At 65.0% G+C, this 12,528-nt stretch carries 10 protein-coding genes; 7 read left to right on the top strand and 3 right to left on the bottom strand.

Annotated elements, in window-relative coordinates; all coding sequences use genetic code 11:
- Positions 1-329: 329 nt before the first annotated feature.
- The gene (locus tag OKW39_RS33600; RefSeq protein WP_429564595.1) at positions 330-1,226 is read right to left on the bottom strand and encodes a LysR family transcriptional regulator; all 897 of its coding nucleotides are present in this window, start codon (positions 1,224-1,226) and stop codon (positions 330-332) included.
- 98 nt (positions 1,227-1,324) lie between these two features.
- Between OKW39_RS33600 and OKW39_RS33595 the strand changes: the two genes are divergently transcribed.
- From OKW39_RS33595 to OKW39_RS33585, 3 genes are read left to right on the top strand one after another with little or no spacing between them, the layout of a single operon-like run.
- Complete coding sequence (locus OKW39_RS33595; protein ID WP_090807486.1) at positions 1,325-2,629, top strand: CitMHS family transporter; 1,305 nt, start codon at positions 1,325-1,327, stop codon at positions 2,627-2,629.
- A 25-nt stretch (positions 2,630-2,654) separates the two neighbouring features.
- A complete protein-coding gene (locus OKW39_RS33590; protein ID WP_429564594.1) occupies positions 2,655-4,013 on the top strand; it encodes an acyclic terpene utilization AtuA family protein in 1,359 nt (452 codons plus the stop codon).
- A gap of 1 nt (position 4,014) precedes the next feature.
- Positions 4,015-4,320, top strand: a complete 306-nt coding sequence (locus tag OKW39_RS33585) for an AtuA-related protein (protein ID WP_184061648.1) — start codon at positions 4,015-4,017, stop codon at positions 4,318-4,320.
- A 55-nt stretch (positions 4,321-4,375) separates the two neighbouring features.
- Here OKW39_RS33585 and OKW39_RS33580 read toward each other — a convergent pair whose 3' ends face one another.
- A complete protein-coding gene (locus OKW39_RS33580; protein ID WP_090807481.1) occupies positions 4,376-5,086 on the bottom strand; it encodes a FadR/GntR family transcriptional regulator in 711 nt (236 codons plus the stop codon).
- A 418-nt stretch (positions 5,087-5,504) separates the two neighbouring features.
- Between OKW39_RS33580 and OKW39_RS33575 the strand changes: the two genes are divergently transcribed.
- Together OKW39_RS33575 and gudD are read left to right on the top strand one after the other, a co-directional pair.
- Positions 5,505-6,836, top strand: a complete 1,332-nt coding sequence (locus OKW39_RS33575) for an MFS transporter (protein ID WP_187619674.1) — start codon at positions 5,505-5,507, stop codon at positions 6,834-6,836.
- A 130-nt stretch (positions 6,837-6,966) separates the two neighbouring features.
- Positions 6,967-8,316 (top strand): glucarate dehydratase, encoded by a 1,350-nt coding sequence (gene gudD, locus OKW39_RS33570; protein ID WP_429564593.1) that lies wholly within the window; start codon positions 6,967-6,969, stop codon positions 8,314-8,316.
- Between the two features lie 136 nt (positions 8,317-8,452).
- On the opposite strand, the gene OKW39_RS33565 is transcribed toward gudD, so the two are convergent.
- Complete coding sequence (locus OKW39_RS33565) at positions 8,453-9,961, bottom strand: MFS transporter (RefSeq protein ID WP_429565474.1); 1,509 nt, start codon at positions 9,959-9,961, stop codon at positions 8,453-8,455.
- A gap of 366 nt (positions 9,962-10,327) precedes the next feature.
- On the opposite strand from OKW39_RS33565, the gene OKW39_RS33560 reads away from it, so the two are divergent.
- Positions 10,328-11,506 (top strand): porin, encoded by a 1,179-nt coding sequence (locus tag OKW39_RS33560; RefSeq protein ID WP_429564592.1) that lies wholly within the window; start codon positions 10,328-10,330, stop codon positions 11,504-11,506.
- Between the two features lie 227 nt (positions 11,507-11,733).
- Positions 11,734-12,441 (top strand): dienelactone hydrolase family protein, encoded by a 708-nt coding sequence (locus OKW39_RS33555; protein ID WP_090807471.1) that lies wholly within the window; start codon positions 11,734-11,736, stop codon positions 12,439-12,441.
- Positions 12,442-12,528: the final 87 nt, after the last annotated feature.

The raw sequence follows: 12,528 nt of genomic DNA, 5'->3' as shown, positions 1-12,528 counted from the left end.
CGCGATTCGTGACGGCTTCTTCGCAATCTGCGGGATTTGGGTGGCCATGTCGCGAGGCCCCTCGAATCCGACTGCGTGAAGCGCGTGCTCTTGTGAAAGAGTCTACGTCAGCGAATCGGCGGGCAATTGGCGTCGAGCCGGTCTTTATATTAAAAATATCTGTGTAAAAACAATGGCTTGTGCGATCCGTTTTGCGATGTGCAACGCCGCCGGGCATCGTGAAATGGCCGCTTTGTGCCCCGCAACATGATTTTTTACGACGCGCGGCATCGTTTCGTATCGTGAAAATTAGGGGCTGCGCGCCACGCGCAAAACGACGCTGTGCGGCCCTATGACGCGCCGAGCCGTTCGATCAGCATCGCGACGAAGGTCTCGGTCACCGGCGGCAAGGTTCGGCCGCGCTTTTTGATCAGCGCGATGCGCCGCGTGAACGCGGCTTCGTTGATCGGCCGCGCGACCAGCTCGGGCTCCGCGCGCACCTCGCGCGCCGACGCCGGCAGGATCGTGATGCCGAGCCCGGCGCGCGCCATCGCTACCGCGCTCATCATGTAGGTCGGTTCGCAGGCGATGCGCGGCTCACATTGCGCGTCGGCGAACGCGCTGTCGACGACCGCTCGCACGCTCGTGCCCTGCGCGGTCAGCACGAGCGGCTCGCTGGCGAGATCGGCGAGCGTGACGGGCCGGCGCCGCCGCGCGAGCGCGTGCTGCTTCGGCAGCACGGCGACGAGCCGGTCGATGCCCGCATGCAGTACCTCGAGCCCGCTGTCGTTCAGCTCGCCGCCCGTCAGTCCGATATCGGCTTCCTCGTTGCGCACCAACGTGTTGACCATGTTCGCGACGACATCGCGCACCTCGAAGCCGACGCGCGGCACGGCTTTTCTCAGCGCCTGCACGAGCTCGGGCAGCACGCTCGCCGCGTAGGTCGGCAGACACGCGATGCGCACCGTGCCGCTGCCGCCTTCGCCGAGCGCGCGCGCATCGAGCAGCACGTGCTCCATGTCGTGCAGCGATTTCTGCAGCACGGGCAGCAGCTCGCGGCCGGTCGGCGTCAGGGCGACGTTGCGGCTGTTGCGATCGAACAGGCGCAGGCCGACCGTTTCCTCGAGCCGGCGAATCTGCACCGTCAACGCCGGTTGCGACAGATGCAGCCGCGCGGCCGCACGCGTGAAGCTGCCCGTTTGCGCGACCGCGATAAACGCGCGGATGTCCCGGAGATTCAGATCCATGATGATTTGTGATTGCTGCAATCAATTCATTTCAATTGCATTATTGCTGCCCCGAACTTACGCTCGATCACACTAAAAAACAACCTGGAGACAAGCTCATGCTGCCATTGCTGGGGCTGGCTACCATCGTCGTGCTGCTCGGCGCGATCCTGTCCAAACGCATGTCGCCGCTCGTCGCGCTGATCATCGTGCCGCTCGCGGCCTCGCTGCTCGGCGGCTTCGGCTTGCAGACGAGCAAGTTCGTCGTCGATGGCCTCAAGAGCCTCGCGCCCGTCGTCTGCATGTTCGTCTTCGCGATCCTGTACTTCGGCACGATCACCGACGCCGGTACGCTCGACCCGATCATCGAGCGCATCCTGCGCGCGGTCGGCACACGGCCCACGCGCATCGTGATGGGCACCACGCTGCTCGCGCTGCTGATCCACCTCGACGGCTCCGGCGCCGTCTGCTTCCTCGTCACCATTCCGGCGATGCTGCCGCTCTACGACCGCCTGAAGATGGACCGGCGCGTGCTCGCCGCGGCGGTATCGATGGCGGCCGGCATCAATTTCCTGCCATGGACGGGGCCGATGATCCGCGCGTCCGCGTCGCTGCATCTGCCGATCTCGGCGTTGTTCAATCCGCTTATTCCGGTGCAGGCGATCGGCCTCGTATTTGTGTTCTCGATGGCGTACTGGCTCGGGCGGCGCGAGGAAAAGCGCCTCGGTCTCAACGCTGCGAGCGGTTCCGTGCCGATGCCCCAACGCGAACTGACGCCGGAACAACAGGCGCTGCGCCGCCCGCAAAACTTCTGGTTCAACATCGTGCTGACGCTCGTCGTGCTCGGCACGATGGTCGTGATGGGCGAGAAGATTCCGCCGGCGATCATGTTCATGGTGGGCCTGTGCATCGCATTGATGGTCAACTATCCGAATGTGGACATGCAGCGCAAACGGATCGACGCGCATGCGCGCGCCGCGCTGATGATGGCCGGCATCCTGCTCGCGGCCGGCGTGTTCACCGGCGTGATGCAGGGCAGCGGCATGCTGAAGGCGATGGCGCAGGCGGCCGTCGGCTTCGTGCCGCCGGCGATGGCGACTCATATTCCGATCGTGCTCGGCCTGCTGTCGATGCCGCTCAGCATGCTGTTCGATCCCGATTCGTTTTATTTCGGTGTACTGCCGGTGATCGCGGAAGTGGCCGGCCAGCTCGGCGTGCCGGCGGTGCACGTCGGTCAGGCCGCGTTGCTCGGACAGATGACCACCGGTTTTCCGGTCAGTCCGCTCACGCCCGCGACGTTCCTCGTGGTCGGGCTGTGCGGTATCGATCTGGCCGATCATCAACGATTCACGTTTCCCCTGCTGTTCGGCGCGTCGGTCGTGATGACGATCGCGTGCGTCGTGCTCGGGATCTTTCCACTGTGAGCTTCACTGAAGGAACGGGAGCACCATGACAGCCACTGAACCTCGACGCGTCGTGCGCATCGGCGCGGGCGCGGGCTATTCGGGCGACCGCATCGAACCCGCGCTCGAACTCGCGGAACACGGCCAGCTCGACTATCTCGTGTTCGAATGCCTCGCCGAACGCACGATCGCGATCGCGCAGCAGGCGCGCAGCAAGGACCCGGAGCTCGGCTACGACCCGCTGCTCGAAGCGCGCATGCGCGCGGTGCTGCCCGTCGCGGCGCGCAACGGCGTGCGTATCGTGTCGAACATGGGCGCGGCCAATCCGCTCGCGGCAGCGCGCCGGACCGCGCAGATCGCGCGCGAGTTGGGTCTCGGCGGCCTGAGGATTGCCGCAGTCACCGGCGACGACGTGCTCGACGTCGTGCGCGCGGGCGACTTCCATTTCGTCGAATCGGGCGAGGCGGTGGCCGCGCACGCGGACCGGCTGATATCGGCCAATGCGTACCTCGGCGCGAGCGGCATCGTCGAGGCGCTCGCGGCCGGCGCGCAGATCGTGCTGACCGGGCGCGTCGCCGATCCGTCGCTGTTCGTCGCGCCGCTGATCCACGAATTCGGCTGGCGCATGGACGACTGGCCGATGCTCGGCCAGGCGACGGTAATCGGCCATCTGCTCGAATGCGCGGGGCAGATCACCGGCGGCTATTTCGCGGACCCCGGTTTCAAGGACGTGCCGAATCTCGCGCGGCTCGGCTTTCCGATCGCCGAAGTTGCGCGGGACGGTTCAGTGGTGATCACGAAGCTCGCGCAAAGTGGCGGGCTCGTGACCGAGGCGACCTGCAAGGAGCAGTTGCTCTACGAGATCCACGATCCGCGTCGTTATCTGCAGCCCGACGTGGTCGCCGATTTCTCGCAGGTGCGCGTCGAGCAGGAAGCCGTGGACCGGGTGCGCGTCACCGGCGGTGGCGGCACCGAGCGCACCGCGACGTTGAAAGTGTCGGTTGCGTATTTCGACGGCTATATCGGCGAGGGGCAGATTTCGTACGGCGGACCCGGCGCGCTCGCGCGGGCGCGGCTCGCGCTCGATATCGTGCGCGAGCGTCTCGCGCTGACCGGCGTGCAGACGCGCGAGTTGCGCTTCGATCTGATCGGCGTGAACGCACTGCATGGTGACGCGGCGGCGGCCGGTCATGGCGAGCCGTACGAAGTGCGCGCCCGGGTGGCGGGACGCACGGCGTCGCTCGCGCAGGCGCTGCGCATCGGCAACGAGGTCGAGACGCTGTACACGAACGGACCGGCGGGCGGCGGCGGCGTGACGAAGGCGGCGCGCGAGGTGGTCGCGGTGCAGTCGGTGCTGCTGCCGCGCGAGTATGCGGCGCCGGCTTTCTCGCTGATGGAGGCTTGAGATGAAACTACGGGAACTGGCCCACTCGCGCACCGGCGACAAGGGCAATACGCTCAATATCTCGGTGATCTGCTACGACGCGCTGCATTACGAGCGGTTGCGCGATGTGCTGACGCCCGAGCGCGTCAAGACGCATCTGCGCGACGTGGTGCGCGGCGAGGTGGTGCGCCATGAGTTGCCGGGCCTTGCCGCATTCAACTTCGTGCTCGGCGACGCGCTCGGCGGCGGCGTTACGCGTTCGCTCGCGCTCGACGCACATGGCAAATCGCTGAGCTCGGCGTTAATGGATCTCGACGTGGGGCAGTGAGGGCATTGCCGGCGGCGTGTCGTATTGCGGGGCGGCCGCTCAGCCCCGCATGTGATCACACGCCAGCCTTCGTCAGGTCATGCGCGCGGCGCAGTCGCTCGCGGCTGTTGCTCAGATGCATGCGCATCGCGGCGCGCGCGTCGTCGGCATCCTGACGCTCGATCGCGCGATAGATCATCAGATGCTCGCCGAGCACGCTGCGCAACACCTCGATATGGTCTAGCTCCGCGATCTCCGCCGAACCGAGCCGGGTGCGCGGGCTGACCGAGCGGCCGAGCTGGCTCAGCACGTCGAAGAAATAGCGGTTGCCGCTCGCGCGCGCGATCTGCAAATGGAACTCGATGTCGTGTGCGAGCGTGTCGGTGCTGCCGCGCTCGAGCTCCGACTCGAATCGATCGAGCGCAGTGCGGATCTGCTTCAGGTTCCGCTCGGTGCGCCGCGATGCCGCGAGCGCGGCCGCGGCCGCTTCGACGTCGATCCGGAACTCGATGATCGCCATCACGTCGAGCATGCTGGTGAGATCGGCGGCGGGAAGCTGCATCGGCTTTTCGGCGGCGGGCGCGAGCACGAACGTGCCAATGCCATGGCGCGTCTCGACGATCCTCTCTGCCTGCAGACGCGAAATCGCCTCGCGGACCACGGAGCGGCTCACGGACAGCTGCTTCATCATCGCGACTTCGGTGGGGATGCGGTCGCCTGGCCTCAGCGCCCCGCGGCGAATCTCATCGGAAAGGGTGGCTACCACCTTTTCAGTTAGGCTGCTCATTTTTGTGGCTGGTTGACTGATCCTGCAAAGTATCGCACAGGACTGTACTCGATTCTGCCGCGTTCGGCGGCATCGGCGCGGGCTATTTTTTGCGTGCGGATGCGCGGTTGGGGGCGGGGATGAGGCGGACATTTGCGCAAACGCAAGGGCTGCAGACGACAGTCTGCCAATTGTAGACATCAGACGTCTTAGTTCGAGGCGGATTCCGGGTTGGTCAACAGGGTTCTCAACCTTTGAATTTGCCATTATTTCAAGGCGATCCCTCGGGAAACACAGGGTGAACACCCCATTGGATTTGACAAAAGTAACGCGGTAGACTGTCGTCAGACAACATATCAGGCGTAGAGCAGGGTCTTGCACCCATCGGGTGCGCCGCGCTGCGTTCCACCAGGCCTCGTGGCCGACAGGGAGACACAACTTGACATCAGTTCTGACCACCGCGCTCGACCCGCTGGAATCGGCGGTCGCGAAGGTGAAGCGCAACGTGTTGCCGCTTTTCCTGATCATGTTCATCGCGAACTATATCGACCGCGTGAACATCGGCTTCGTCAACGCGCACATGAAGGCCGATCTCGGCATCGGCGCGGCCGCCTACGGGCTCGGCAGCGGGCTGTTCTTCATCGGCTACGCGCTGTTCGAAGTGCCGTCGAACGTGCTGATGCAGAAGTTCGGCGCGCGCGCCTGGCTCACGCGCATCATGGGCACGTGGGGGCTGGTGGCGGGCGCAATGGCGTTCGTCTGGAACGACACGTCGTTTTACGTGCTGCGGTTCCTGCTCGGCGTCGCCGAGGCGGGCTTCTTTCCCGGCGTCGTCTTTTACTTCACCCAGTGGCTGCCGCAAAAGGAACGCGGCAAGGCGATGGCGATCTTTCTGTCGGGCTCGGCGCTCGCGTCGGTGCTGTCCGGTCCCATCACCGGCTCGCTGCTGTCGATTCGCGGCCTCGGCCTGCAAGGCTGGCAGTGGATGTTCCTGATCGAAGGCGCGTTCTCGATCGCGCTGTGCGTCGTGAGCTGGTTGCTGTTGAAGTCGCGCATCCGCGACGCGCATTGGCTCACGGCCGAAGAACAGCGTGTGCTCGAACAATCCATCGCGGCCGAACAGGGCGAGCGCGAAGCGCAAGGCGGCGCGCATCTGCCGACGGTGAAGCTGCTGAAGGACCCGCAAATCGCGCTGTTCTGCTTCCTGTACTTCGCGATCCAGCTGACCATCTACGCGGCCACTTTCTGGCTGCCGACCATCATCCGCAAGATGGGCGGCCTTTCCGACTTCGAGGTCGGCATGTTCAACGCGATTCCGTGGCTGATCTCGATGGTCGCGATGTACGGGTTCGCGGTCGTATCGGCGAAATGGCGTCATCAGCAGGGCTGGCTCGCGGTCGCGCTCGTCATCGCGGCGGTCGGTCTGTTCGCGTCGACGTCGGGCAACCCGGTGTTCTCGTTCGTCGCGATCTGCTTCTCGGCGATCGGCTTCAAGGCGGCGTCGTCGCTGTTCTGGCCGATTCCGCAGGGCTACCTCGATGCGCGCGTCGCCGCCGGCGTGCTCGCGCTGATCAATTCGCTCGGCAACCTCGGCGGCTTCTTCGCACCGGCCACCTTCGGCTATCTGCAGCAACACACGGGCTCGATCACGGGCGGGTTGTACGGTCTCGGCGTCGCGTCGCTGCTCGCGGCGGCGGCCGGCTTCCTGACGCGCAACAAGCCCGGCAATCGCGAGCCGTTGCCCGATTCGTTGCGCGGCAACGCGCATTGACTACACTGACGGCTCGCATGCGGCCGTCGATTTTTCTGTATTCGAGTTCTCATCCGGTCCGGTCGAACACGCACGCAGCGCGCGGCGGCTTCCGCCGGCCGGCCTACTTCATCACACAGGTGCTTTTCCCATGTCCACCAAACCTACCGAATCGAACGCCACGCCGGTCGTCACCGAACTGCGCGTTGTGCCCGTCGCCGGTCGCGACAGCATGCTGATGAATCTGAGCGGCGCGCATGGTCCGTTCTTCACGCGCAACATCGTGATTCTGCGCGACAGCGCGGGCCATACCGGCGTGGGCGAAGTGCCGGGCGGCGAGAACATCCGCAAGACGATCGACGACGCGCGGCCGTTCGTGGTCGGTCAGTCGATCGGCAATCTGCAGGCGATCCTGAACCAGGTGCGCACGCAGTTCGCCGATCGCGACGCTGGGGGGCGTGGCCTGCAGACCTTCGACCTGCGCACGACGATTCACGCGGTGACCGCGCTCGAAGCCGCGCTGCTCGATCTGCTGGGGCAGCATCTCGGCGTGCCGGTCGCGGCACTGCTCGGCGAAGGCCAGCAGCGCGACGAAGTGGAAATGCTCGGCTACCTGTTCTATATCGGCGATCGCAACAAGACCGATCTGCCGTACGCGAACAACGCCGGCGCGCGTGACGACTGGGAGCGCGTGCGCACCGAGGAAGCGCTGACGCCGGAGACGGTCGTGCGTCTTGCCGAGGCCGCGAAGGCGCGCTATGGCTTCAACGACTTCAAGCTGAAGGGCGGCGTGCTGCCGGGCGACGCCGAGATCGAAGCGGTCACGGCACTCGCTGAGCGCTTCCCCGAAGCGCGCGTGACGCTCGACCCGAACGGCGCATGGTCGCTCGCGGAAGCGGTGCGCCTGTGCCGTGACAAGCACGATGTTCTCGCCTACGCGGAAGATCCATGCGGCGCGGAGAACGGCTATTCGGGCCGCGAAGTGATGGCCGAGTTCCGTCGCGCAACCGGCCTGCCGACGGCGACCAACATGATCGCGACCGACTGGCGTCAGATGGGTCACGCCATCCAGCTGCAATCGGTCGATATTCCGCTCGCCGATCCGCATTTCTGGACCATGCAGGGCTCGGTGCGCGTCGCGCAGATGTGCAACGACTGGGGCCTCACGTGGGGTTCGCATTCGAACAACCACTTCGACATTTCGCTCGCGATGTTCACGCACGTCGCGGCCGCGGCGCCGGGCAAGATCACCGCGATCGATACGCACTGGATCTGGCAGGACGGTCAGTTCCTGACGCAAGATCCGCTGCAGATCGTCGGCGGTAAGGTCAAGGTGCCGCAGAAGCCGGGGCTCGGCATCGAACTCGATATGGATGCGCTCGAGAAGGCGCACGCGATGTATCAGCAGCACGGCCTCGGCGCGCGCGACGACGGCATTGCCATGCAATATCTGATTCCGAACTGGAAGTTCGACAACAAACGGCCGTGTCTCGTGCGTTAAGGACGATTTAACTCAATCAAAAAGCCTGGCGGGCCGCACGAAAGATGCGGTTCACCAGGCTTTTTTGTTTCCTTTTGCATTGCACGGTGCGAGATAGCCGCACCGCGGATGTCGGCGGCCATCATCGGGCCACTTGTCAGCTCTTGCGAAACACCACATGCGAAATCCGCTGCACCAGCAGCGCGGCCGCGAGCGATGCCACCGCCGTCAGCCACACACCGATATGAATCGACTGCACGAGCGCGTCGCGTGCGCTATCGATCAGCGCGAGCGTATCGAGTCCCGACTTCTTCATATCCGCAATCAGCTGTGTGCGCGACGCTTCGTCGATCAGGATGCGCAGATCGACGAAACGCGGCCGCCATTGCGATGAGGCCGGCTCACCGAGCACGCTCATCGTGCGCGTGACGACATTGCGATAGTGATGCTGCACGACAGTCGCGACGATGCTGGTGCCGAGCATGCCGCCGACCATGCGCGTCGATTGCAATAGCGCAGTCGTGATGCCGAAGCGCTCGCGTCCGGCGATCTCCTGGCCGAACACGTTCAGGTTGTTCAGGATGAAGCCGAGGCCGATGCCGACCGCGCCCATCGGCAGCACGATGCGCCAGTGCGGCGTGTTCGGATTGGCGAACGCGAGCGCGATCGACGCGAACATCAGCAGCGCGAAACCGATCGTCAGAATGCGCGTGGGCTTCTTCATGTGAATCACGATGCGCGTGTTCACCACACTACCGAGTGCGATGCACGCGGCGATCGGCGTCGCGAGCAGGCCGGCCTGCTGCGGCGAAAGACCGAAGCCGCCTTGCAGCAGCAAAGGCGCGAAGAAGATCAGCGAGAACATCACGAACCCGGACAGCATGCCGAGCGTGAATAGCGTGACGAGCTGCGCGTCCTTGAACAGATCGAGCGGAACGATCGGATGCGTGGCGCGCTTTTCGCACCTGAAGAGTGCGATCGCGCCGGCGATCACGCACGCGCCGAGCACGAGATTGCCCACGGTGAGGCCGTGCTTCGGCACCGCTTCGATAAACGCCTGCAAGCCGCCGAGCACGCCCGCGACGAGCCCCGCGCCGAGCCAGTCGATCTTTACTTCGCCGTCATGCGGCCGCCGGAAATTCGGCAGATGCATCCAGATGAAATAGAGCGCCGCCGCGCCCACCGGCAGATTGACGAGAAACGTCGAGCGCCAGCCGAGGTGCTCGCTCATCCAGCCGCCGAGCGACGGGCCGGCCGCCGTACCGATGCCGTAGGCCGCCGCCAGCACGACCTGCCAGCGCACGCGGGTGCGCGGGTCGGGGAACAGATCGGGAATCGACGCGAACGCGGTGCCGACCATCATGCCGCCGCCAATGCCTTGCAGTCCGCGCGCGATCGCGAGAAACAGCATGCTGTTGGCGAGGCCGCACAACACGGACGCGACCGTAAACGTGATCACCGCGGCGATCACGAAGCGCTTGCGGCCGAAGTAGTCGCCGAGCCGCCCGAACACCGGCACCGTGACGACCGAGGCGAGCAGGTACGCGCTTGCGATCCACGCAAAATATTCGAAGCCGTGCAGCTCGGCCACGATCGACGGCAGCGCGGTGCTGACGACGGTCTGGTCGAGCGCGACCAGCATGTTGACGAGGCCGATGCCGAGCATCGCGTAAAGCGCGTGGCGAAACGGCAGGGCGGGGGCGGCGGCGGAACTGACGGGGGCGGTGGAATTCACGGATCGGGCAGAAGGCGGTTCGGGGTGGACGCTGCACGGCGGATCGCGGTCAGGCTGCCGGCGATTGTACGCAGGTTGTCTGACGTCTTGAGGATTATACGGGTTTCCCCTGGTCAAAAGAATTCGTCGCGCGAAATACCACACGCCGCGGGAAACAGGTGGTGCCCCGGGCACGGCGCCGCACACGGGCCGCGGCGACTCCTGCATCGCCGTCCTCCAGTCGCGGACGCTGGCGCGCGCTTGCATCGCAGGGATGTGCGCGAGCGTACTGGACGGTGCGCACGGGTTCGCCCGAACGTGGTACGTTCGCTCGCGGAATATCCGATCGATGTGTTCGAGGAGGAACTCATCCTGCGTCGCGCCATGGCTTTCCTGCTGAAAACAGTCCGCGAAGCCTTGACGATCAGCGTCGGCGCGAGAGCGGTTTGGGGAGGTGGCGCGCTTCTGCTCTATGCGCACGGCGCAGCCGCCGTCACCGACACCGACATCGATACCGGCACCGGCGCCGCCTCAGGAATCAACCCCGGCTTCGTCTCGCTGTATGGCGTGATCGATACGAGCGTCGAAATCACCGACCCCGGTTCGGGCTGGGTCGCGCGCATGGACTCCGGCGCGTATCGCGGCTCGCGGGTCGGGCTGCATGGCGCGCAGCCGCTCGGGGGCGGCAACGCGATCGTGTTCACGCTCGAAAACGGCTTCAGCTCGACCGACGGCAGCTTGCAGGTGCCCGGCTCGATCTTCAATCGCCAGGCATGGATCGGCGCGAGCGGCAGCTGGGGCGAACTGCGCGTCGGCCGTCAGTATTCGCCGATCTATATTCCGTTCAAGGGCGATCTCGACGCGTTCGGCGCCGGCACGATCGCCTCGGGGCTCAACAATCTGTCAAAGATCACTCCGTATGCGAACAACGCGGTTGCGTATCTGTCGCCGCGCATTGCCGGCCTCAGTGCGACGCTGATGATGGCGATGCGCGATCCGTCCGAGGCCGACGGCAACGGCATCGACGGTTATTACGTGAGCGCGTCGTATCGGCTCGACCACCTGCATCTGCTGTACGCGCGCCAGCAGACGCACGGTGCCGGCGCGCTGCGCGCGAACCTCGGCGGCGCGAACTACGCCTTCGGCAAGCTGCGCGTGTGGCTGTCCTTTTTCAACGGCGATGGCGGCACGCCGGTCTATCACGGCGCGGGCGGCTCGCTGTCGGCGCAGTACAGTTTTTCGACCAATGCGCGTGCCTCGCTCGGCTATGCGCACGTGCGCGACTACACGACGCCTGGCGGCAGCGCGGACCAGTTCAGCGCGGCATTCGAATACAGCATGTCGCCGACGCTGCTGCTGTATTTCGGCGCCGCCTATCTCGCGAATCACGACGACTCGCGCTTCACGCTGCGCGGCGTCAACGTGACCGGGCTGCCCGTTGCCTATCCGGGCGCGCCGGTCGCGGGCGTCCAATTCGGTGTGATAGAGCGGTTCTAGCGCGCATCGCAATACGTCAAGCTTTCAGTCGAGTCATTCACCCATTGGATAAAAGCGCTTGAATGCGTGCGCGAAATCACATGTCGCGCGGGCCTGATTTCTGCGTCGCGTTTCACATAACGCGCAGATTCCGCGGGATCACGCTCGCGCGTTGGCACGATTCCGATTGAACAGAAAACGGGGTAGCGGCGCTATGCTAGCGGTTTCGTCTACTCGAGGAGCGACCGATGACCCAACACGCAGGTTCGATGATCACGTTCAACCGTCCCGACGGCAAGCAGCTACAGGGCTATCTCGCGAAGCCTGAAAAAACCGCGGGCGCGCCCGCGGTCGTCGTGATCCAGGAATGGTGGGGCTTGAACGACCAGATTCGCGGCGTCGCCGATCGCCTCGCGAAAGCCGGCTACTTCGCGCTTGTGCCCGATCTGTATCGCGGCAAGTCGACGGTCGAAGAGGATGAGGCGCACCACTTGATGAGCGGCCTCGATTTCGGCGATGCCGCAACGCAGGACGTGCGCGGCGCGGTCCAGTATCTGCAGCAGCACGCGGCGAAGGTTGGCTTGACCGGCTATTGCATGGGCGGCGCGCTGACGTTCCTCGCGCTGTGCAACGTGCCTGAAGTGGCGGCCGGCGTCGTCTGGTATGGCTTCCCGCCGCTCGACTATATCGACGCGTCGAAGATCAAGGTTCCGGTGATGGGCCACTGGGGTTTGCAGGACGAGTTCTTCGCCGCCGACACCGTCGACGCGCTCGAAAAGAAACTCACCGACGCGAAAGTCGACGTCGAGTTTCATCGCTATCTGGCGCGTCACGCGTTCGCGAACGAAACGGCGGTCGGGTCGGGCCGCATCGCGAGGACGCAATACGACCCGGTCTGGGCGCAACAGGCATGGGATCGTACGTTGACGTTCTTTGGCCGCACGCTGTGGAAATGAGTTGGTGAATGGCGGAAGCGGACGGCTCGTCCGCTTCGTGAGAGTGCCCGCGGTCGTGGCGCTTTCTCGATACGGCCGTCCGATCTG

Source organism: Paraburkholderia sp. MM6662-R1 (assembly GCF_050436245.1).
GTDB classification, from domain to species: domain Bacteria; phylum Pseudomonadota; class Gammaproteobacteria; order Burkholderiales; family Burkholderiaceae; genus Paraburkholderia; species Paraburkholderia tuberum.
The sequence above is the reverse complement of the archived record's forward strand: the minus strand, read 5'-3'. Positions and strand labels throughout refer to the sequence as shown.